Source organism: Paenibacillus sp. S28, assembly GCF_016624415.1.
Lineage (GTDB): Bacteria > Bacillota > Bacilli > Paenibacillales > Paenibacillaceae > Paenibacillus_AQ > Paenibacillus_AQ favisporus.
Window position 1 is genome coordinate 100,040 of the sequence record NZ_JACVTM010000010.1, and the last position, 22,414, is coordinate 122,453.

Here is a 22,414-nt window from a genome sequence, read left to right on the forward strand (position 1 = left end):
TGGCGACATGCCAAGCGATGCTGTACGGATCCCCTCCGCCGCGGGGGTGGACCGCTTGATCGAAATCCGCCGGGAGCTGCACCGCTTCCCGGAGCTGTCCGGCGAGGAGCATGAAACGACGCGCCGGATCCGGGGCTGGCTGAGCGAAGCAGGCATCCGGATCCTGGACCTTCCGCTGGCCACCGGCGTGGTGGCCGAGGTCGGCGGCCTGCAGCCCGGGCCGGTCATCGCGCTGCGCGCGGACATCGACGCGCTTCCGATTCAGGAAGAGACGGGACTCCCGTTCGCGTCCGAGATTGAAGGCAGAATGCATGCCTGCGGGCATGATTTTCATACCGCCGCCCTAATTGGGACGGCGTACGCGCTGAAAGCCCGTGAAGACAGGCTTCACGGCACCATCCGGCTGATCTTCCAGCCGGCCGAAGAAAAGGCGAAGGGCGCGAAGCAGGTCATTGGCAGCGGCGCGCTGGAAGGAGTGCAGGCCATCTTCGGCATGCACAACAAGCCCGATCTTCCCGTTGGGACGATCGGCATCAAGGAAGGGCCGCTGATGGCGGCGGCCGACGGCTTCGTCGTCGAAGTCGCCGGGAAGGGCTCGCATGCGGCCGTTCCGGAGGCCGGGCTGGACCCGATCGTGACGGCTTCGCATATCATTACGGCGCTGCAGTCGGTGGTGAGCCGAAACATCAGCTCCCTGAGCAGCGCGGTGATCAGCGTCACGAAGCTGCACAGCGGAACGGCGTGGAACGTCATTCCGGAGCAGGCGCTCCTGGAAGGCACGATCCGCACGTTTGACCAGCAGGTGCGCGAGCTGGTGCTGGCGCGGTTCGAGCAGGTCGTCCGGGGCGTGGCGGAAGCCTTCGGCACCACGGCCGCGGTCCGCTGGATCGAAGGGCCGCCGCCGGTGGACAACGACCCTGCTCTGGCCGAGCTTGGCACAGCCGCAGCCGAGGCGGCGGGATATCAGGCGATCGTGCCGGTTCCTTCGCCCGCCGGGGAAGATTTTGCCGTCTACCAGCAAGCCGTTCCCGGGTTGTTCGTCTTCATGGGGACGAACGGCAAACAGGAATGGCATCACCCCGCCTTTGACCTGGATGAGAATGCGCTCCCGGTCAGCGTCGCCTTTTTTACGCAGTTAGCCGAAGACGCCCTGGCGCATTTCGGCCACGGGGGTGCGTCGAAATAGCCATGGGAAAATGGTATGACGTCATTGTCGTCGGGGCGGGCTCGGTCGGCATGAGCGCCGGGTATTACCTGGCCCGCCGCGGAGTGAAGACGCTGCTGATCGATGCGTTTGACCCGCCGCATGAGGAGGGGAGCCACCACGGGGAACCGCGCCTGATCCGGCACGCTTACAGCGGCGATCCGGTTTATACGGAAATGGCGATCCGCGCGCACCGACTCTGGAACGAAGTCGAGGACCTGACCGAGACGAAGCTGCTTGTCCAGTCCGGCGTGCTGAACCTCGCCGACAGCGGCCTGTATTCCTACAGGGAGCGGATCGAGCTGGCCAAGCGGCATGGGCTGCATCCCGAATGGCTGGATGCGGCGGAGATCCGCAGACGCTGGCCCGAGCTGAGCGTGCCGGATTCGTTCGAGGCGATGTATGAGCCGGCCGCCGGATATCTGCACAGCGAGCGCTGCGTCGGAGCTTACCGCAAGCTGGCTCTCTCCAAAGGGGCGGAGCTGCTGACTTACGCGAAGGTCCGGGGCATCGAAGCGCATCAGGACGGGGTCACTGTGTCGACAAAGGAAGGCACTTACCATGCCTCGTTCGCGGTTCTGAGCGCCGGCGCCTGGTTCGGCACGCTGTCCCCGTTCGTGAACCTTCCGGTTCGAGCCGTCCGCAAAACGGTGGGCTGGTTCGAGACGAATACCCCTGCCTTCGATAACGGACGGTTCCCCGGGTTTACGCTGAACGCGCCGGAGGGCTCTTATTACGGCTTTCCGAGCATCGGCGGGGCCGGGCTCAAAATCGGCCGGCACGACACCGGGCATGCATGGCAGCCGGGCGAGGAGCTGGCACCCTTTGGCTCGCTCCCCGAGGACGAAGGCGACTTGAGGCGCGCCTTGGATGCCTACATGCCGGGAGCTTCGGGCCGGTTGAAGCGGGGAGTGGTATGTAAATACGAAATGTCGCCCGACGAGGGCTTTATCATTGACCGGCATCCAGAGCACCCGCAAGTGTGGGCAGCGGGCGGATTTTCGGGGCATGGCTTTAAATTTTCGAGCGTGGTCGGCAGCCTGCTGGCGGACCTGATCTTGGACGGCCGCAGTCCGCACAATATCGCGCCGTTCTCCCTGTCCCGGTTTCATCCATCGCCCGCCGACACGCCAACATCACCCGTATCCTAATCAGTTGGAAGGAGTGTTCATATGAGCGAGGTTCAAATTGACAAATTCAGCGGCACACATCGTCAACTGCTCGCAGCCATCGAAGGTCTGGCCGAGGAGCAGCTGACCTGGAAGCGGGCGCCGGAAGTATGGAGCGTGCAGGAGGTCCTCTCGCACCTGACCGATCACAGCATCGTGACCTCGTTTCGCATCCGCGACATTCTTGCGGGCACGACGGCACAGCTGCCAGCGTTCGAACAGGACGCCTGGGTCAGCGGCCAGCATGCCAATCAAGGCGGCACGCCGGACATCCTCGATGCTTTCCACGCGCTGCTCACGTATAACACGCTGCTGCTCCAGCGGCTTACGCCCGAAGACCTGGAGAAAACCGGCGTGAACCCTAGAGGTCAAACCGTCAGCATCGCCGATCTGGTCAACGGATTTATCCGGCACGTGGAGAACCACCTGGGGCAAATCGAGCGCATTAAGCAGGCGGCAGCATTGGTCTAAGTCCTTTCCAGGCACGTTACTGCAGAGACTTGTGACGCAAAAGAGGCCGGAGCACAGGCTATTTGAAGCCGCAGAACTAAAGTCGTAAAGCCAACCGTTTGAAGCCATAGCAGTCACAATCGAAGCTTAAAAACTTTGAAGCCGCAAGAGAAATAGCATACCTGCTGCGGCGCTTGGCAGCGCTTGGATGATATTAAATGGCACGGGTTACGTGAATTTTTATCCATAATAGAATCGCTTTTTAAATAAGGGGGATGGAAGAGATGGCCAAGAAAAGACAGTTAAAACTCGGCGCGCTGCTGCACGGTGTCGGAGGAGGAACCTCCATGTGGCGCCATCCGGATGCCCAGCCCGACGCCAGCGTCAATTTTGAGATTTACAAACGGTGGATCCAAAAAGCCGAGGAAGGGAAGATGGACCTCATCTTTATCGCGGACGGCTTGTATATTAACGAAAAATCGATCCCGCATTTTCTGAACCGTTTTGAGCCGATCACGATTCTGAGCGCGCTCGCGTCCGTCAGCAAGAATATTGGGCTTGTCGGCACGTTATCCACCTCCTACAGCGAGCCCTTTACCGTATCCCGCCAGTTCGCTTCGCTCGATATGATCAGCGGCGGGCGCGCCGGCTGGAACATCGTGACGTCCCCGCTGGAAGGGTCGGCACTGAACTACAGCAAGAAGGAGCATCCCGAACACGATAAGCGCTACCGGATCGCGACCGAATTTCTGGAAGTGGCCCGGGGGCTGTGGGATTCGTGGGAGGACGACGCGTTTGTGCGGAACAAGGAAACCGGGGTATTCTTCGATCCGGAGAAAATGCACACCTTGAACCATGAAGGCGAGTTTTTCTCGGTCAAAGGACCGCTGAACATCGCCCGCTCCAAGCAGGGGCAGCCAGTTATCTTTCAGGCGGGCTCGTCCGAGGTCGGCAAAAACTACGCTTCCAAGGAAGCGGACGCCGTCTTTACGGGGCACGAAACGCTGGCGGATGCGAAAGCCTTTTATCAGGACGTCAAAACCCGAGCCGCCTCCTTTGGACGCAATCCGGACGACGTGCTGATCTTCCCGGGCATCAGCCCGATTATCGGTAGCACGCCGGAGGAAGCCGAGCGGAAATATCAGGAGGTTGCCAGCCTGGTGACGATCGAAAATGCGCTGAACTACCTCGGCCGGTTTTTCGAGCATCACGACTTTTCCCAGTATCCGCTTGACGAGCCGTTCCCGGATCTCGGTGATCTCGGCAAGAACAGCTTCCAGAGCGGCACGGACAAAATCAAAAAGGATGCCAAGGAAAAAGGCCTGACGCTCCGGCAGGTGGCGCTGCAGTCGGCCACACCGCGCGGCAATTTTATCGGAACCGCGGAGCAGGTTGCGGACCGAATTCAGGAGTGGTACGAGGAAGGAGGGGCCGATGGCTTCATGATTACGGCCGCCGTGCCGAAAGGGCTGGAGGAATTCGTGGACCAGGTGGTACCGATTCTGCAGGAACGCGGTATTTACCGGACCGAATACGAGAGCGACACACTGCGCGGCAATCTCGGGCTGGCGGTGCCGGAGAACCGGTATGCCGGAGCTAAGGCCGCGGCCGGGCGTTCTTAAAGGAGCGGACGATGATCGGGCTGACACAGGCGGATGAACTGATGGAATTCGCCGGAGGGCTCCGCGAGGAGCTCGTCCGGATTCGCCGGGACCTGCACCGCCATCCTGAGCTGCTGTACGATGTGGTCCGCACCTCGGGCATCGTGGCCGGCCTGCTGGAATCCTGGGGGATCGAGGTCAGGCGCGGCGTCGGCAAGAACTTTGGCATGGGGGTCGTCGGAACGCTGCACGGTACCGGCGGCAGCGGCCCGACCCTGCTGCTTCGCGCCGACATGGACGCCCTTCCGATCCAAGAGGAGAATGACGCTGAGTACCGCTCGATCCATGAAGGCGTCATGCATGCCTGCGGCCATGACGCCCACACAGCGATGCTGCTCGGCGCGGCACGGACGCTGGCGGCGCACCGACACCGGATCCGGGGCACGATCCGGTTCGTGTTTCAGCCGGCGGAGGAAGGCGCGCTGCGAAGCCCGCTGGACGGGCGGCTGCTGTCGGGCGGCCGCGACATGATCGAGGACGGTGTGCTGGACGGTGTCGACCAATGCTTCGCGCTACATGTCATGCCGGAGCTGCCTGTCGGCACGCTGGGCGTGCATCCGCGCGAAGCAATGGCGGCTTCCAGCCATTTTACCGTCCGGTTTCAGGGCGCGTCCGGGCATCACAGCGCCCCGCACCAGGCGGTGGACGCGCTGCAGATGGCGGCGCGGTTTGTCACCGAGGTGAACGGCCTGATGGCGAATCGGGTCAATCCCGCGGAAGCGGCCGTTCTCGCCTTCGGCACGCTGCATGCCGGGTCGGCCGTGAACGTCATTGCAGCCGACAGCGAGCTGAGAGGGACCTTCCGGGCCTTCCGGAAGGAAACCGTTGCGGCGATCACGGAAGGGCTTCGGCGTCTGGCCGCCACCATCGCGGAAGCGGCCGGCGGAAGTTACGCCATGGAGCTGCGCGAGGGCATCGCCGTCGTGAATGATGAGGCCGCCGTCCGGCGGATCATGGCTGCGGCGCGGCAGGTGCTCGGCGAGGAGCGGGTGAGCTACCTCGATCCGCCCAGCCTGGCCGGCGAAGATTTCGGCTGGTACCTGGACCGCGTTCCCGGCGCTTTCGCCTTTATCGGCTGCGGGAACAAGGAAGCGGGAATTGTGCATGCGATCCACCAGCCCCGGTTTGACCTCGACGAGGATATCCTGGTGCACGGGGTCCGGATATTTGTGAAGTTGGCAGTCTCAACCCCATCCCATGAGGAGGAATGATGATGACGAAAATAGCATTTATTGTGGGGAGCCCGACGCATGGGTCCCGCCTGTTCGCTTTGACCCAGTTTTTCGAGGATCGGCTGGCGCTGGCCGGATACGGGATCGATTTCATCTCGGCGGCGGATTTGCCGGCAGAGGACTTGCTCCGCGCGGATTTCAACAGTCCGGTGATCCGGCAGGTGATTGCGGCCGTGGAAGAAGCGGACGCAGTCATTATCGCAAGCCCGGTATATAAAGCTTCCTACTCGGGGGCGCTGAAGACGATTCTGGACGTCATCCCGCAGAAAGGCCTGCAGGGCAAACTGGTGCTGCCGCTGTTTATCGGGGGCACGATCGCCCATCTTCTGGCCGTGGATTATGCCCTGAAGCCGGTGGTAGCCGCACTGGGAGGCACGCATATTCTTGGCGGTGTATTCGCCGTAGACGGATGGATCACGCGCCTGGAGAACGGCGGTTTCGAGATCAAGGAAGAGCTGAGAGATCGCCTGGAATCCGCTTTAACCGAGCTTCGCAGCGAGCTTACCCGTTACGCCGTATTAACGCCGGCTGAAGAGCAGGCAGTCTGACCTCTATTTCATACCCCCTGTACTCCACATATAATACAGAGCTGTCCGAAACAACCCTGAGAACCGCGGTCCGCCAAGCACGGATCGGGGTTTTTCACATACCCGGAAAAGCCCGCAGTTAAAGCCTTATAGAGAATGGAAAAGCCTGAATAGAAGATTTTAATACGGTATTGTAGCCCGAAAGGCATAGATGGTACAGTATCAGCAATAATCCCGACTATACTCATTGGAAAAATAATATTGAAACCGTCGAGGGTCATCTTTGGAGTCATTTCAAGCATCAACCCAAATTTAAAAAAAGATGGAGTGAGTGAACTATGGGCAAAAACAGACAGCTTCGACTGGGGGCCACCATACACGGCGTGGGCAGCAGCCACACCGCCTGGAGACATCCGCAAATTCCTTCAGATGCGAGCGTAAACATTTCGTTCTATACACAGCAGGCACAGAAGGCCGAAGAGGGCAAGTTCGATTTTGTTTTCATTGCCGACGGCCTGTATATCAACGAAAAGTCGATCCCGCATTTTTTGAACCGGTTTGAGCCGATTACGATCTTGTCCGCGCTCGGCGCAGCCACTTCCCGGATCGGGCTTGTCGGCACGCTGTCGACCTCTTACAGTGAGCCGTTTACGGTCGCCAGGCAGTTCGCCTCCATCGACCACATCAGCGGCGGGCGCGCAGGGTGGAACGTCGTGACTTCACCACTGGAGGGGACCGCGCTGAATTTCGGCGGCCGGCCGCATCCGGCCCATTCCGAGCGGTACCGGATCGCGGAAGAGTATCTCGAGGTGGTCAAAGGGCTGTGGGACTCTTGGGAAGACGATGCCTTTGTGCGGGATAAGGAGAGCGGGGTGTTCTTCGATCCGGACAAATTGCACCGGCTGAACCATGAAGGGGAGTTCTTCTCTGTGCAGGGGCCGCTGAACATTGCGCGCTCCCGGCAGGGGCAGCCGGTCGTGTTCCAGGCGGGCTCCTCGGACAGCGGCCGCAGCCTGGCGGCGAAAACGGCGGACGCCGTGTTCACCGGCCCGGAGACGATCGAGGAGGCCAAGGCTTTTTACCGGGACGTGAAACAGCGGGCAGCCGCACTCGGACGCGCTCCGGAGGAAATTCTGATCTTTCCGGGCATCGGGCCGATCGTGGGCCGCACGGAAGAAGAAGCCGAGCGAAAATACCAGGAAATCGCCGGGCTGGTGACGATTGAGAAGGCTTTGGAGTACCTTGGACGCTACTTCGAGCACCACGACTTTTCCCAATACCCGTTGGATGAGCCGTTTCCCGACCTGGGTGACTTTGGTTCGAACAGCTTCCGCAGCACGACCGACCGTATCAAGAGACGCGCCAAAGAGGAGAACTTGACGCTGCGCGAAATAGCGCTGCAGGAAGCGACGCCGCGGACGGTGTTTATCGGGACGCCGGAGAAGGTGGCGGATTTGGTGCAGCAGTGGTTTGAGGAAGAGGCTGCCGACGGCTTCATTATCGGATCGGGCGTGCCGGGCGGATTGGACGATTTCGTCGAGCTGGTGGTTCCGATTCTGCGCGAGCGGGGGCTGTTCCGCACGGAATACGAGGGAGATACGCTGCGGGGAAATCTGGGTCTGCCGGTGCCGGAGAACCGCTATACGAAGCAAAAAGCGCTGTCCTAAACGGGACGGGTCTCTGCCAATCTGCGGAGTCCCAGCACCCCGCATGCAAACGATATTTGGATCTGAAGGGAGTCTGAGAGAGATGAAGTTTTATTCGAAAAACAGGCGCAAATCGGCAGCAGCCGCTCTGCTGGTCATGGTTATGCTGCTGTCCGCTTGCGGAGGCAAGCAGACGGCCTCCCAAGGGCAGACGGATAGCGGGGCGGCACCGGCCGTACAGGGAGCATCCGCCAAGGGCGGAGAGCTCACCTACGCTCTGGCGACGTCGCCGGATACGCTGGACCCGCACCGCAGCGGCCTGGCCGTCGCGGTCCGCGTCATCCGCACCATCTACGACAGTCTGGTCGTTCAGCTGCCGGACAATACGATCAAGCCGTGGCTGGCGACGGAATGGACCATTTCAGACGATGGGCTTAGCTACACGTTTAAGCTGCGGAAGGATGTCAAATTCCAGGACGGAACGCCGTTTAACGCCGAGGCGGTCAAGTTCAACTTCGACCGGATTCTGGACCCCGCCACCAAGGCGGCGAATGCGGCCGCCCTGCTTCAGCCCTACAAGTCCTCCGAGGTCATCGACGAGTACACGATCAAGCTGAATTTGTCGACGCCCTCACGCGCTTTTCTGGGCAACCTGAGCCAGGCGCTGCTTGGCATTGTGTCGCCGACTGCAGCCAAGCAATACGGGGATCAGCTGGGGCAGCATCCGGTCGGCACGGGGCCGTTCAAATTCGTCAAGTGGGATGAGAATGCCGACATCAAGGTCGAGCGCAATCCGGACTACGCCTGGGCGCCGGAGATCGTGACCAATACGGGGGCGCCTTACCTGGATGGCATCGATTTTAAAATCGTACCCGAAGAGGCCACGCGGATCGGCAGCGTGCAGAGCAAGCAGGTGCTGGCCGCCGAGACGGTGCCGCCTCAAAACATCCTGACCTTGAAAAAGGATCCGAATTTTCAGCTGCTGCAGGCAAATACGCTCGGCCTGCCGTACACGCTGTTCTTCAACCAGGAGCGCGCGCCGTGGAACGAGCTGAAGGCAAGGCAGGCGGTGCAGCTGGCCGTGGACGTGGACGCCATCGTCAAAACGCTGTACCTGGGCACGTACGAGCGGGCTTGGTCCCCGCTGACCCCGGGCACCTTCGGTTATGACCCGTCGCTGGAAAACTCGGTCAAACCGGATATCGCCAAAGCCAATCAGCTGCTTGACGAGCTGGGATGGGTCAAGGGAGCAGGTGGCGTCCGGGCCAAGGACGGGAAGAAACTGACCTTGCACTACGTCGACGGCACGCCAAACCGGGAGAAACGCAACGACATCGCGGTCATGGTGCAGCAGCAGCTGAAGCAGATCGGCGTGGACGTCGAGGTTGAGATCACGAAGGATGTCCGCACTGTGGTCTACACCAACGGAAACTATGATTTGTACGGCAACAGCCAGGTCAACTCCGATCCGAACGCGCTGTACTCCTTCTACCATTCCTATGATCCAAAGAGCCGGCCGACACTGCCAAGACTCGCCAGTCCGGAAGTCGACAAGTGGCTGGAAGAGGGACGGGTCGAGAAGGACGATGCCAAGCGTGAGGAGCTGTACCATAAAATTCAGCATTATATCATCGATAATGCGGTCATTCTGCCGATTTACGTCTTCCCGTATACGGTGGCCGCTTCCAAATCGGTACAGGGACTTACCTTTGATTCCCTCGGGTATCCGCTGTTCAACGACGTATCTTTGCAAAAATAGAAAGGAGGCTTGAGGCGGCATGCTGTGGATGGTAACCCGGCGCCTTTTAACGTCGCTCCTCGTCATTATCGGCTCGCTCGTTTTGGTGTTCACGATCCTCTACGTTCTTCCCGGGGATCCGACCGACAACATGGTCGATCCCTCGATGGCGACGCCGGAGGTCATTGCGAACTTAAGGCATCAGCTGGGCGTGGACCAGCCGTTTCACATCCAGCTTCTCCATTATTTCGGGAGCATCCTGCAGGGGGATTTCGGCAAATCCCTGCTGAATTCCGATCCGGTGCTGCCCAAAATCGCCGAGAGCTTCCCCGCCACGCTGGCCCTGACCGGAGCCAGCGTGCTGGTGTCCGTGACCGTGGGTCTGCTGCTTGGTGTCCTGTCGGCCATTCACCGGAACGGGGCGATTGACATCATCGCCCGCGTCATCGGGCTGTTCGGCATTTCCATGCCAACCTTCTGGTCGGGCATCCTGCTCATCCTGATTTTCTCCATTACGCTGGGCTGGTTTCCGGCGATGGGATCGGACGGGTGGCGGACGCTGGTTCTGCCCGCACTGGCGCTCGGCACAGTCGGGAGCGGTTTTATTATCCGGATGGTCCGCAACAGCATGCTGGAGGTCATCAGCGAGCAGTTCATCGTTACGCTTCGTTCCAAGGGATTGGCGGAGCGGGCGGTCATGTACCGTCACGCGCTGCGCAATGCGCTGATACCGGCCGTCACGATGACGGGCATGCTGATCGGTGACATGCTGGCCGGCACGGTTGTTGTCGAGACGGTGTTTTCCCGCCAGGGCATCGGCCGGATCATTTCGGACGCGATCATGGCCAAGGATCTCCCGGTTGTCCAAGGCGTCATTTTGTTCTCAGCCATCATCTATACGCTGGTTAACCTGCTGGTGGATCTGTCCTATACGCTGATCGATCCGCGCGTGAGACGTTCAACATAAACCTTAGGAGGGGAGCAGTTATGAGGGAGGCGGTATCCGCCAAGACGGTCTGGCGCGAGCGGAAGCTTGCGGCCGCGGCCGCACCGAAAATCCGTAAGTTCACGGCAAGCGACCTGTTCCTGGTGGCGGCCGGATTAATCATTTTGTTTGTGGCGGCCTGTGCCATCGTGCCGCAGTGGATTGCACCCTACGCCCCGACGGAGATGCGGACGGACAGCATCATGCAGGCGCCAAGCGGCGCGCATCTGTTCGGCACCGACTATTTCGGCCGGGATATTTTCAGTGTGGTCGTGTACGGGAGCCGGGACTCGCTCTTTATCGGGTTTGCTTCCGTTCTTGTCGGCGGCCTGCTTGGGGGAACGATCGGGGCGCTGTCCGGTTATGCTGGCGGCTGGATCGACACGGCGATCATGCGTCTCAATGACGTGCTGATGACGATCCCGGGCATCCTGCTGGCACTGGCCATCGCCGGCGCGCTCGGTCCGAGCCTGTTTAACATCGTGCTGGCGGTAGCCGTATCCTCCGTGCCGGGTTATGCCCGGGTGATGCGGGCCCAGGTGCTGAGCATCAAAAGCCGGACGTTCGTCAAAGCGTCGGTATCCATCGGCGCTTCACCGCTGCGCGTATTCTGGAAGCATGTGCTGCCGAACAGCCTGTCTCCGCTGCTGGTCATGGCAGCTATCGGTATCGGGACGTCCATTCTGACGGGATCGGGCCTGAGCTTTCTGGGTCTTGGGGTTCTGCACGAGGTTCCGGACTGGGGGACGCTGCTCTCCCAAGGCAGAGGCTATTTGACCGCGGCCTGGTGGATCTGCACCTTCCCGGGATTGGCCATCACCGCCTTCGTGTTGTCTGTCAACATTATTGGCGACCGGCTCCGGGACCATTTCGATCCGAAGAAAGTCACGCAGCGCTAAAGGAGGAGGAACGTCAATGAGCACTTTGCTTGATATCCGGGAGCTGTCCGTCGATTTTACGACCCGAAAAGGGACGCTGCAGGCGATCCGGGACGTGACGCTGTCGATCGAAGCCGGGGAAACCGTCTGCCTCGTCGGGGAGTCGGGAAGCGGTAAGACGGTGGCCTCCAAAGCGATCATGCGTCTGATCGACCATGAGAACGGGCGCATCAGCGGAGGAAGCCTTCTTCTGGACGGGACGGACCTGGCAGGCCTGCCGGAGGCCGAACTGCGCCGGATCCGCGGCAAACGGATGGCGATGGTGTTCCAGGAGCCGATGGCGGCCTTCGACCCGGTCTTTACGATCGGGCAGCAAATTCAGGAGACCATCTTGCAGCATGAGAAAGTTTCCAAGCGGGTGGCCAGAGAGCGCGCCGTCAGGCTGCTGAAGCGGGTCGGCATTCCGGAGCCGGAGCTGCGGCTGAAGCAGTATCCGGGCGAGCTGTCCGGCGGAATGCTGCAGCGGGCCATGATCGCCATGGCGCTGTCCTGCGGGCCCGACCTGCTCATCGCGGATGAGCCGACCACTGCGCTGGACGTCACGATCCAGGCGCAAATTTTGCGCCTGCTGAAAGAGCTGCAGGCCGAGCTCGGCATGTCGATCCTGCTGATCACTCATGATCTCGGGATCGCCGCCGAAATTGCCGACCGGGTGGTCGTCATGTATGCCGGCGAAATCGTCGAGGAGGCACCGGCTTCCGAGCTGTTCCGCCTTCCGCGCCACCCTTATACGCGGGGCCTGCTCCGTTCCGTCGCGACGCTTGATACGGTCCGTGGCACGAAGCTGCATTCCATCGAAGGTTCGATCCCGAGCCTGGCCGCACTTCCGCAGGGCTGCCGCTTTCACCCGCGCTGCCCCTTTGCGACGGAGCGCTGCACGCAGGAAGCGCCGGTCTTAACCGAATCCGGCGAGCGCCGGAGCGCCTGCTGGCATGCGGAGGAGCTGGTTCGGTCGGAGGGCTGGATGGCCCCTGTCGTGCCGGCGGGCTCCGGTGCAGCTGAGGGTTCCGGTACAGCTGAAGGTTTCGGTGCGGCGGCATCCAATGCGATGGCTATTTTGGGTGCAGCTGCAGGTTCTGGCGACCCGTCGGCTTCCAGCGAGACGGCTGCTTTACGCGTTACACGGGAGGGCGGCGCAGAAGAGAACATTGAAGGACGCGGCGAAGCCGGCTCAGCCGAGGCAGCGGAAGAAGCGGCGGACGCTTTGTTTACCGTGGATCACCTGAAAAAGTATTACCCGGTGCATGGCGGAGGCATCGGCAAAGCGAAGAAGCTGATCCGCGCCGTGGACGACGTCAGCTTTACGATCCGCAAGCGCGAAACCTTCGGCCTGGTCGGCGAGTCCGGCAGCGGAAAGTCGACGCTGGGCCGGGTGCTGCTCCAGATGGAGCGTGCCACGGCAGGGACGGTTCTTTTTGACGGCAAGGACCTGACGAACCTGGGAGGACGTGAACTGCGCGCCGCCCGTCAGCATATGCAGACGATCTTCCAGGATCCGTACGGATCGCTGGATCCGCGCTGGAAGATCGGCGACAGCATCGCCGAGCCGCTTAAGGTGCACGGTCAGGGGCAGCGCTCCCCCGCCGACATCAGCCGCCGCGTCAGCGGGCTGCTGGAGCTGGTGGGGCTCGACCCGTCGTGGGCGCAGCGGTATCCGCACGAGTTCTCCGGCGGGCAGCGGCAGCGGATCGGCATCGCCCGCGCGATCGCCCTGAACCCGCGGTTCATTCTCGCCGACGAAGCCGTATCCGCGCTGGACGTATCGGTTCAGGCCCAGATCATCAATTTGCTGCAGGACCTGCAGCAAAAGCTGGGGCTGACCTACCTGTTCATCGCCCATGGCCTGCAGGTCGTCCGGCATCTGTCGGACCGGATCGGCGTGATGTACCTCGGGAAGCTCGTGGAGATCGCACCGAGCGAGTCGCTGTTTCTCGCCCCGGCCCACCCGTATACCCAGGCTCTGATCGAGGCCATACCGCAGACCACGCCCCGCCAAGGCCAACCGGCCGGAAGCCTGGAAGGGGAGATTCCCTCGCCGGCCAATCCGCCCTCGGGCTGCCGGTTCCATACCCGGTGTCCGTTTGCCACAGACCGCTGCCGGCAGGAGGAGCCGGCGCTGCGCCAATTGGACAGCGGTCACCACGCGGCTTGCCATTATGCGCTGTGACGGGATGGCCGCCACCTGAACGGGAGGTTATGAATTGTCAGTCACGATGAATGCTGCCGCGGCAAAGGCCGAAGAGGGGCAGAGCAGTCTGCCGTTTTGGCCGGTTCTACTCACCCTGTTCTGCGGTTCCTTTGTCGGCATGTACCCCATGGTTTCCTTAAACGTTTCGCTGCCCGGCTTTATTGGCATCTTTCACACCGGCCTCGGGACCGTGCAGTGGATCATTACGGGCTTTACGCTGGCCTTCGGCATGATTGCTCCCGTCAGCGGCTATCTCTCCAGCCGTTTCGGCGGCAGGCGGATGTTTCTGCTGTCGCTGGCCGGAATCACCGTCAGTTCCGTAATGTGTTCCCTGTCCTGGAATATTCATGCACTGATTTTCTTCCGCATCTTGCAGGGCTTATGGTGCGGACTGATCCAGCCCGTGTCCCTGGCCATGATTTATCAGACGCTGCCGCGAGGAAGACAGCCTCTAGCGGTCAGCGTCTGGTCGTTTTCGACGGTGCTTGGCACGGCGGTGGGCCCCTCGGTTAGCGGGTGGCTTCAGCAGCACGACTGGCACCTGATTTTTCTCGTGACGCTGCCGGCCGGCATTCTGGCCTGGTTGGCGGGCCGTATCCTGCTCCCGAAGGACGTTCGGGGTCCGCAAAAGCGTCTGGACTCCGCCGGACTCCTGCTGGCCACCGCGGGCAGCCTTGCCATCCTTCTGCTGTTCGGCAATCTGCACGCCTGGGGCATGCGGTCGGTCTGGACGTGGGGCTGCCTCCTGATCGGCGGCGCATGCACCGTTCTCTTCATCCAGGTCGAGCTGCGCGCGAAGGAGCCGCTGCTGAACCTCAGGCTGTTCGGCAATTTCACGTTCGCCGCGAGTCTCGGTGTATCGCTGATTCTGTCCTTTGCCCTCTACTCCGGCGTATACTTTGTCCCGCTGTTCCTGGAAGAAGTTCAAGGGCTGTCGTCTTTTCAGGTCGGGCTGCTCTTTCTCCCCGCGGCCGCGTGTCTGACCCTGGCCACGTTCCTGTCGGGGAAAGGTTACCGCACCTTTGGGCCGGCAGCGCTGATTGCCCTGGGCAGCCTGATCCTGCTGGTGACGACTTTTCGCTTCAGCCGGCTCGGCACGGAAACGACGCTCGTCTCCGTCATGATCTGGCTGGCGATCCGCAACGTCGGTACGGGGCTGTCGCTGACGCCTGCGACCAGCGCGGCGATGGCGGCGGTTCCACAGTCCGAATCGGGCCATGCGTCGGCCCTGATCAACTGGCTGCGGCAGTTATTCAGCGCGGGAGCGCTCGGCATGTTCACATCGGTGTTTTATGCGCGGATGAGCGTGCACGAGTCCCGGCTGCACGCTAATTATGCGGCGCAGGGCACGGATTGGATACGCCGCGAGGCGTATACGCGGAGCATCGACGATGCATTTTTGTTCGCGAGCGCGTTGGTGGCGCTGGCCATTCCGCTGGCGCTCCTTCTGCGCAAACGGAAGGAAGCGGCAGGTGCCGGACCACGCCTGGAGCAGCCGACCGAACTCAACTGATTTTGAATGGATAGGAGGCCAGATCCCAAATGAAAGTGGCTGTATTTAGTCTTATGATGAATCTTCCCAATGCAGTAACAGGGGAGTCCTTGACCGCGCAGCAAAAGTTCCACAACGTCATCTCGCAGGCGGTCCTCGCGGAGAAGCTTGGCTTCGACGCTTACGGTGTGGGAGAACGGCACGGAGCTCCCTTCCTGTCCTCGGCGCCGCCCGTAGTGCTGACCGCCATCGCATCCCGCACGACCCGCATCCGCCTGCTCACCACCGTGACTGTGCTGAGCGTGCTGGATCCGGTGCGGGTGGCTGAGGATTATGCCACACTGGACCATTTGTCCGGCGGCCGGCTGGAGATGATCATCGGCAAAGGAAACGACCCCCGTCATTATCCGCTGTTCGGCATTACGGAGGAAGAACAGTGGGATTCGATGGAAGAGCGGTACAGGCTGCTGAAACGGTTGTGGACTGAGGAAAACGTCACCTGGGAAGGAAAGTACCGGCCGCCGCTGCAGGAAGTGACGACGTTCCCCCGACCATATCAGGCTTCCATTCCGGTCTGGCACGGCAGCGCTTCGAGCACCCGTTCGACCGAGCTGGCGGCCCGGTTCGGGGAGCCGATTTTTTCCTCCAACGCCTTCCATCCGCAGGCCAAGTATAAAGCGCTGATCGATCATTACCGCGAGCGTCTTGCCTATTACGGCCATGATCCCGCCAAAGCGGTCGTCGGCGCGGGCTCCGGGAGCCTGTACTTGGGAAATACGACCGAGGAGGCGATCCGGCGGTACCGGCCTTATTATACGGCCTTCAGCGCAACGGAATCGGCAAAGCATAACCATTCGCCTTTTCACAGCCTGGAGGATCAGATCGAGAACGGCCCGGCGCTGATCGGCAGCCCTGAAAAGGTCATCGAGAAAATATTGAATTACCATGAGGCGTTTGGCCATACGGTGCTGAGCATCGGCGTGGATGGGCTGACCGAGTCGGAGCAGCAAGAGCAGCTGCAGCGGTTCGCGGAGGAAGTGTTGCCGGTACTCAGGCGCGAAATTCCGAGTCGGGTATGGGGGAGCGGACCGGTGCTGGCCGGGGAAGAGACAGCGGTTTTGTCCGAATCTTGAGCGGGTTGATAAGCAGTCCATAGACCCGGGAAAAGAGATAGAAAAAAGTGCGTAAGGTGATTACGCACTTTTTTATTTTGATATTCAGTTGGTCATCACAAAGATCGGACGGAGGCAGGACATACGGTATGTCGCAGCGAATGTAGTGCACCAAAATCATTGGAAGTCAGGAGTGATAACCGTGCCAAAGCCGCCCAGCCAGCATGTGGAGGACTTTCTGAACCAGCTGGATCATCCGCTTAAGCCTGAAATGGAGGAAGTTCGGAAAATCATATTGAACACGGATAAAGGGCTCTCCGAGCATATCAAGTGGAACGCCCCAAGCTTTCTCTTCCAAAATGACGACAGGGTGACTTTTAATCTGCATGGAAAGGGATTTTTCAGGCTGGTGCTGCATCGCGGGGCTAAGTCAAAAGATCCTGTCGACCTTAGGCCGTTTTTCGAACATGCCCAGGAGCTGCTGGAATGGTCTGCGCCTGACCGGGCAACGATCCGATTTACCGGTATGGATGACGTCGAGTCCAAGCGGGATGTGCTGCAGGCCGTCATCCGCAAATGGCTGGAGGTCTCCGGGTAACAAGTATAAGAGGAGGAGGGCGCTCTTCCAATATGCAGACAGGGGTGGCCGGCCGGCTGCTCGTTACCCTGCCGCGGACACCGAGGCACTAAACTTTTGGAGCAGCTGACGCAGCTCATCCGGGTGGCTCAGCATGGGCAGATGGCCGGACTCAAGTCGTTCGACGCAGGCGCCCAAATTTCCGGCCATCTTGTCCTGCAGGCCTGGCTTCAGCTCCTGATCCTGACCAAGCTTGATGTACAGGGAAGGGACCTGAAGCCGGGAAGCAGCCTCTACCCGGTCCGTGTAGACCCGGATCGATTCGGGGGTAAACCGGCGGATGATTTCGTCGGCCTGCTCCTCGGTGAGATCGCTGCAGAGCCCGCGGCGGATGGCTTGTTCGGGAGGCCTGGTCCCGAACAAGCGCATCATCAGGGGCAGCAGGAGCCGCTGCCCTGAAGGGAAGGCGGACGTGAACGATCCCCCGCTTGCCGGGATCACCGCTCCGATGGCGGCAAAACCGGCGACCCGGTCCGCCATTTCGTCGGCGATGCTCAGACCGAGTACACCACCGAGAGAATGAGTGACCAGGATGAATTTTTCCACATCCCAGCTGCGGATTTGCTCCTTTACATGTGCACAATAATCCTTTAAGGACAGCTTGCTTGTTCCTCCGTTATTCGTTCCTCTGCCCGGATAGTCCACCGTCAGACAAGGCGCCGGCAGCTCCCCTGCCACCCTGTTCCATATTTGGGCGTCCAGTCCCGCCCCGGGAATGAATACATATCCGATTGGTTTGCGATCCTTGAGAGCTTTTTCCATTTGAATCTCCTCCATTTTCATTTTTTAATGTAAAGCCGGCAGACGATGCTGTCAGCGCATTGGCATATTTGCGGGCTGTTTGCCCTTTAACCCCATCATACCCTTACTTCACTGACAACTCCGGTCAGTGGAGATTTGTCGAATGGCCGTTTTCCTAAAATGACTGTCGATTCTGCGTCTTCCCTGATTCGCCATATTCCGCGGCTGCTGGGACTTGCCGCCAAATTTCACGGATTGCGTACATGGTTGTCACAGGTTTGCAATCTCCGGCCGGTAGGATAGGACTTATGGCCTGACTCCGAAAGTTGCGGGCTTGGGGGAAGGGGGAGGACAAATGTGAAGAAAATGAGCGCACCCGCCATGAAATGGCTGAAGATCGTGCATATCGTATTGGTGTCCTTGTTTTTTGGCGGCATTCTGAGTTCGGTGACCGTCAACTTTGCACTGGGGTTAGGCAGCTATGAAGATACGCTGAAATCTTATAAAGTCATCGTGCTCATCAGCGACGGTGTGATCCGGACGGGGGCCGTGGGTACGCTGGCGGTCGCCTTCGTGTACGGCTTTTTTACGCCATGGGGCTTCTTCAGGCACCGCTGGCTGACCGTGAAATGGATTTTGTTTCTGCTGCAGACGTTCATCGGTATTTTCGTCGTGGATAAGCTGATGCTTGCCAATCTCTATCTGCTGGAGACGTTGGGGCCGGCGGCGCTTGAAGACCCTGGATTTCTCCGCAACCATGGTCTCAGAAATGCGTTTGTCTTCATCCAGATCATCCTGACGCTGGTCATATTCATCATTTCGGTCATCAAGCCATGGAAAAAGAAACGAAAATAGTTTTCGATACGATCATTCACGCCTTACGCGCGAAACATAACCCCTGTCCCTTCCGGCACAGGGGCTTTGCTCGTTGGCAGGAAGCCGCGGGAGTCCGCAGGTCGCTGTTCTCCCCCAACGGTACTTCTGTGAATCCGTGATATAATGAAGGAACACGGCGGATGAGCCGCCAAAGGAATTGGAGGATGCGTATGTCCTACGAAGAACGTTTACGGCAGTATATCCTGGAAAATGATCTTTTAATGAAAGATCTGGAACGGGTGCGGGAGCTTGGGCTTCCGCAGTGCTACATCGCGGCCGGGTACGTCAGGGGGACGGTGTGGGACCGGCTGCACGGATATGTGAACCAGGCGGCCCATACCGATATTGACGTTATTTTCTATGATCCGGGAGATCTGTCGGAGGAGCGCGAATGGCTGCTGGAACAAAGGCTGATCGAACAAACCGGGAATGATAAATGGTCTGTTAAAAATCAGGCGCGCATGCATATCCGCAACGGCAATCCGCCTTACCGTTCCTCGGAGGACGCGATCAGCTGGTGGCCGGAGACGGCGACCGCAGTCGGCGCACGCCTGAATTCCGAGAGCAGGCTGGAGATCTTGGCCCCTTACGGGCTGGACGATCTGTTCGGCCTCGTCGTACGCAGAAGTCCCCGGTTTGAGGATAGAGCCTACTATATCAGCCGGGTACGTTCGAAAAACTGGAAGCGGCAGTGGCCGCAGCTGACCATCCTTGAGGATTAGGGATAAGGCTGACCGGAACACACGGCCCCCAGTCCTTGCGGGTGTCAGGGTTGACCGATATAATTAAGGGCAAGTTGCATTCAAGGATTTGGAAGGAGAAGGTGGAATCCCATCGTGGAAAGCAATCATAACGGGAAACCGTTCATCTATTCCTCCCGCAGCCCCGAGGATACGGAGGCGCTGGCCGCGTGGCTGGCAGGCGTAGCGGAGCCGGGGACCGTGATCGGCCTGGACGGCGATCTGGGGGCGGGAAAGACCGCCTTTTCGCAGGCGTTCGCCAGGTATTTTGGGGTGCAGGATGTTGTAAACAGCCCCACATTCACCATTATTAAGGAATACGAAGGGCGTCTGCCCTTTTACCATATGGATGTCTACCGGGTGTCTCTAGAAGAGGCCGAGGATCTGGGACTGGACGAGTACTTCTTCGGAAACGGCGTCAGCCTGGTCGAATGGTCGCAAATCATCGAAGAACTGCTGCCGGACCGGCATCTGCATATCTACATCGAGACTGCCGGCCTCACGGAGCGAAGCATTACGGTCCGGGGGTATGGACAGCCTTATGAAGAATGGGTCGGCAGTTTGAACAGAAATGGAGTCGTATCAACATGAATAACGAGAATTCACAGCCGCTGCGGCGGTTTTTGGCGCTGGACACCTCGACGGCCTGCCTGGCGCTGGCGGTCATGGAGGACGACCGCGTGCTTCATACGATCGAGGCTTCAGGCGAGCGGAATCATTCGGTCCATCTGCTGCCTTTGGTCCAGAAAGGCCTCCGGGAAGCCGGCGTGGAAGCATCCCAAGTCGACGGCGTCGCCGTGGGCGTTGGCCCGGGTTCTTATACCGGAACCCGGATTGCCGTCACGGCCGCCAAGACGCTGGCCTGGGCCTGGAACGTGCCGGTCGCCGGCATTTCCAGCCTGCATGCTCTGGCCTGGAGCGGACTGATGGCCGGCCCGGACTCACGGGCCTCAGGCGGAACGAGCTGGGTCATTCCGCTCGTAGACGCCAGAAGAGGCCAGGCGTATACGGCCTTGTTTGCGGCCGGGCAGGCGGTCATCCCGCAGCGGAAGAAGGACGATGCCATCCGGCTGATGCAGCGGTGGGTGGAGGAACTGGAGCAGCTCCTCTTGTCCATGCCGGAGGAAGAATGGCCGGCTGCCGTCCATTTTGTAGGCGAGATCGGCAATCATCAGGAATCGGCGCAGCGGCTGCATCCCATGCTGGGGGACCGGCTTCATCTGACTTCCTGCGATATGAAAGGGGAGCCGGTAGGGCAGCTTGGTGCGGACCGCCTCCTCCGGGGAGAGCGGGATGAGCTGCACGCCCTGGTGCCAAACTATACGCAGCTTGCCGAAGCTGAAAAGCTCCTGCGCAAGCCGTGAAGGGAGTCTTTTGACAATCATGGAGCAGGAGATCAAACAGGACGCGGAAGGATTAACTTTCCGTCCGATGACATTAGAGGATATACCCGCCGTGATGGTGATCGAGCATGACGCATTCACTCTGCCCTGGACGGAGGAAGCGTTCCGGAACGAGCTGACGCATAATCATTTTGCGCGTTATATGATGATGGAATGGAACGGGGAACCTGTCGGATATGCGGGGATGTGGACGGTCATTGACGAAGCGCATGTGACGAATATTGCCGTTTTGTCCCCTTACCGCGGCCGCAAATGGGGAGAGCGCCTGCTGCTTGAACTGATGAAGACAGCTTCGCAGCTTGGCATGAAACGGATGACACTCGAAGTCCGGGTCTCCAACCGGGTGGCGCAAAATTTATATATGAAAATGGGATTCGAGCCGGCCGGACTCCGAAAAGGGTATTATTCGGACAACCAGGAGGACGCGATGATCATGTGGGCCGAGCTGTTTCCGGACCGCAGTCAGAACGCCCGCGGCTAGGAAGGAAAGTACACAAATGAATCAAGCCAACATACAATCACAACCATGCTATATTCTGGCGGTGGAAACGAGCTGTGACGAAACGTCCGCCGCGGTGGTCAAAGACGGCAAAGAGGTGCTCAGCAACCTGATCGCCAGCCAGATCGAAACCCATAAGGCGTTCGGCGGTGTCGTGCCGGAGGTCGCTTCCCGCAAGCATGTCGAGAATATTACGCTGATGCTTCAGGAAGCGGTGCAGGCCGCGGGCATCACCCCGCAGGACTTGTCGGCAATTGCCGTTACCCAAGGCCCCGGCCTCGTCGGGGCTTTGCTTGTGGGCGTCGTCGCGGCGACCAGTCTGGCGTTTGCGCTCTCGAAGCCGCTCATCGGCACGCATCATATTGCCGGCCATATTTACGCCAACAATCTGGTGGCCGACCTGAAGTACCCGTGTATGGCGCTGGTGACTTCCGGCGGGCATACGGAGCTGGTCTACCTGGAAAAAGAGGGCCACTTCGAAGTCATCGGGCGCACGCGGGATGACGCGGTCGGCGAGGCATACGACAAAGTGGCGCGGGCGCTCGGCTTTCCGTATCCTGGCGGCCCGCACGTGGACCGTCTGGCGCTGGAATCCGAAGAGGCCATTCCGCTTCCGCGGGTCTGGCTTGAGCCGGACAGCTACGATTTCAGCTTCAGTGGTTTGAAGTCGGCGGTGCTGAATGTGGTGAACCAGCGCAAAATGCGCGGGGAGCCGGCCGCGGAAGGCGCGATTGCACGCGGTTTCCAGGAATCCGTCGTGGAAGTGCTCGTCACGAAGTCGATCCGCGCGGTGAAGTCTTACCATGCGAAGCAGCTGCTGCTGTGCGGGGGCGTGGCGGCGAACAAGGGCCTGCGGGCGGAGCTGTCCCGCCAGTGCGAGCAGGAAGGCATCGAGCTGATTATCCCGCCGTTCAAATACTGCACGGATAATGCGGCCATGATCGGAGCCGCTGCTTATTTGAAATGGAAGGAGCAGCAGTTCGCTGGTTTGGACCTGCGGGCGATGCCGCAATTTTCGCTGGAGGAATGGTCCGTGCGCGCTTGAAAGCTGGCCGTACGTTTTCCCGATCATGAGATCCGGTCTGAGCCGGAGGGAAATCAGTAACATAGACCTTGTGAATTATGAACAGCCTGTTGTCTCGTTGATGAGACGGCAGGCTGTTTTGCATCTTTGAC

21 protein-coding genes are annotated in these 22,414 nt (G+C 60.0%); 20 read left to right on the forward strand and 1 reads right to left on the reverse strand.

The window, feature by feature from the left end:
* Positions 1-7 precede the first annotated feature (7 nt).
* The 14 genes from IAE55_RS22580 to IAE55_RS22645 all read left to right on the forward strand — a co-directional run bounded on the left by IAE55_RS22580 (position 8) and on the right by IAE55_RS22645 (position 16,940).
* A complete protein-coding gene (locus IAE55_RS22580; RefSeq protein WP_145160832.1) occupies positions 8-1,186 on the forward strand; it encodes a M20 peptidase aminoacylase family protein in 1,179 nt (392 codons plus the stop codon).
* Between the two features lie 2 nt (positions 1,187-1,188).
* Complete coding sequence (solA, locus tag IAE55_RS22585) at positions 1,189-2,355, forward strand: N-methyl-L-tryptophan oxidase (protein ID WP_145160830.1); 1,167 nt, start codon at positions 1,189-1,191, stop codon at positions 2,353-2,355.
* Between the two features lie 21 nt (positions 2,356-2,376).
* Complete coding sequence (locus IAE55_RS22590; protein ID WP_145160828.1) at positions 2,377-2,844, forward strand: DinB family protein; 468 nt, start codon at positions 2,377-2,379, stop codon at positions 2,842-2,844.
* A 263-nt stretch (positions 2,845-3,107) separates the two neighbouring features.
* Entirely contained in the window at positions 3,108-4,445 is a 1,338-nt protein-coding gene (locus tag IAE55_RS22595) for an LLM class flavin-dependent oxidoreductase (RefSeq protein ID WP_089549934.1), read from the forward strand.
* 11 nt (positions 4,446-4,456) lie between these two features.
* Complete coding sequence (locus IAE55_RS22600) at positions 4,457-5,695, forward strand: M20 metallopeptidase family protein (RefSeq protein ID WP_200633943.1); 1,239 nt, start codon at positions 4,457-4,459, stop codon at positions 5,693-5,695.
* A gap of 2 nt (positions 5,696-5,697) precedes the next feature.
* Positions 5,698-6,264, forward strand: coding sequence for an NADPH-dependent FMN reductase (ssuE, locus tag IAE55_RS22605; RefSeq protein WP_076174972.1), 567 nt, complete (start codon positions 5,698-5,700; stop codon positions 6,262-6,264).
* A 317-nt stretch (positions 6,265-6,581) separates the two neighbouring features.
* Positions 6,582-7,910, forward strand: a complete 1,329-nt coding sequence (locus tag IAE55_RS22610) for an LLM class flavin-dependent oxidoreductase (protein WP_145160822.1) — start codon at positions 6,582-6,584, stop codon at positions 7,908-7,910.
* 82 nt (positions 7,911-7,992) lie between these two features.
* On the forward strand, positions 7,993-9,648 hold the full coding sequence (locus IAE55_RS22615; protein WP_200633944.1) for an ABC transporter substrate-binding protein: 1,656 nt from the start codon (positions 7,993-7,995) through the stop codon (positions 9,646-9,648).
* Positions 9,649-9,667: 19 nt separating this feature from the next.
* Positions 9,668-10,594 carry an ABC transporter permease gene (locus IAE55_RS22620; protein WP_076174964.1) on the forward strand — a complete coding sequence of 309 codons (927 nt, stop codon included), beginning with the start codon at positions 9,668-9,670 and terminating at the stop codon, positions 10,592-10,594.
* 20 nt (positions 10,595-10,614) lie between these two features.
* Positions 10,615-11,511: an ABC transporter permease gene (locus IAE55_RS22625; RefSeq protein WP_145160816.1), complete on the forward strand. Its 897-nt coding sequence runs from the start codon at positions 10,615-10,617 to the stop codon at positions 11,509-11,511.
* Between the two features lie 16 nt (positions 11,512-11,527).
* On the forward strand, positions 11,528-13,717 hold the full coding sequence (locus IAE55_RS22630) for an ABC transporter ATP-binding protein (RefSeq protein ID WP_145160814.1): 2,190 nt from the start codon (positions 11,528-11,530) through the stop codon (positions 13,715-13,717).
* A 34-nt stretch (positions 13,718-13,751) separates the two neighbouring features.
* Positions 13,752-15,251, forward strand: coding sequence for a DHA2 family efflux MFS transporter permease subunit (locus IAE55_RS22635; RefSeq protein WP_234489772.1), 1,500 nt, complete (start codon positions 13,752-13,754; stop codon positions 15,249-15,251).
* Between the two features lie 29 nt (positions 15,252-15,280).
* Positions 15,281-16,363: an LLM class flavin-dependent oxidoreductase gene (locus IAE55_RS22640; RefSeq protein WP_145160812.1), complete on the forward strand. Its 1,083-nt coding sequence runs from the start codon at positions 15,281-15,283 to the stop codon at positions 16,361-16,363.
* Positions 16,364-16,544: 181 nt separating this feature from the next.
* The gene (locus IAE55_RS22645; RefSeq protein ID WP_258168079.1) at positions 16,545-16,940 is read left to right on the forward strand and encodes a DUF1801 domain-containing protein; all 396 of its coding nucleotides are present in this window, start codon (positions 16,545-16,547) and stop codon (positions 16,938-16,940) included.
* Between the two features lie 63 nt (positions 16,941-17,003).
* Here IAE55_RS22645 and IAE55_RS22650 read toward each other — a convergent pair whose 3' ends face one another.
* Positions 17,004-17,741 (reverse strand): alpha/beta fold hydrolase, encoded by a 738-nt coding sequence (locus tag IAE55_RS22650; RefSeq protein WP_145160809.1) that lies wholly within the window; start codon positions 17,739-17,741, stop codon positions 17,004-17,006.
* 345 nt (positions 17,742-18,086) lie between these two features.
* Here IAE55_RS22650 and IAE55_RS22655 point away from each other — a divergent pair, with 345 nt between their 5' ends.
* The 6 genes from IAE55_RS22655 (at position 18,087) to tsaD (ending at position 22,283) form a co-directional block, all read left to right on the forward strand.
* Positions 18,087-18,575 (forward strand): DUF2269 family protein, encoded by a 489-nt coding sequence (locus IAE55_RS22655; RefSeq protein WP_234489794.1) that lies wholly within the window; start codon positions 18,087-18,089, stop codon positions 18,573-18,575.
* Positions 18,576-18,766: 191 nt separating this feature from the next.
* On the forward strand, positions 18,767-19,318 hold the full coding sequence (locus IAE55_RS22660) for a nucleotidyltransferase family protein (RefSeq protein ID WP_145160806.1): 552 nt from the start codon (positions 18,767-18,769) through the stop codon (positions 19,316-19,318).
* A gap of 114 nt (positions 19,319-19,432) precedes the next feature.
* Positions 19,433-19,927 carry a tRNA (adenosine(37)-N6)-threonylcarbamoyltransferase complex ATPase subunit type 1 TsaE gene (tsaE, locus tag IAE55_RS22665; RefSeq protein ID WP_438822527.1) on the forward strand — a complete coding sequence of 165 codons (495 nt, stop codon included), beginning with the start codon at positions 19,433-19,435 and terminating at the stop codon, positions 19,925-19,927.
* Complete coding sequence (tsaB, locus tag IAE55_RS22670) at positions 19,924-20,700, forward strand: tRNA (adenosine(37)-N6)-threonylcarbamoyltransferase complex dimerization subunit type 1 TsaB (protein ID WP_145160804.1); 777 nt, start codon at positions 19,924-19,926, stop codon at positions 20,698-20,700. Before tsaE ends, tsaB begins: the two co-directional genes overlap by 4 nt.
* 19 nt (positions 20,701-20,719) lie before the next feature.
* Positions 20,720-21,220, forward strand: a complete 501-nt coding sequence (gene rimI / locus IAE55_RS22675; RefSeq protein WP_089549944.1) for a ribosomal protein S18-alanine N-acetyltransferase — start codon at positions 20,720-20,722, stop codon at positions 21,218-21,220.
* A gap of 16 nt (positions 21,221-21,236) precedes the next feature.
* Positions 21,237-22,283 (forward strand): tRNA (adenosine(37)-N6)-threonylcarbamoyltransferase complex transferase subunit TsaD, encoded by a 1,047-nt coding sequence (gene tsaD / locus IAE55_RS22680; protein WP_089549945.1) that lies wholly within the window; start codon positions 21,237-21,239, stop codon positions 22,281-22,283.
* Positions 22,284-22,414 lie beyond the last annotated feature (131 nt).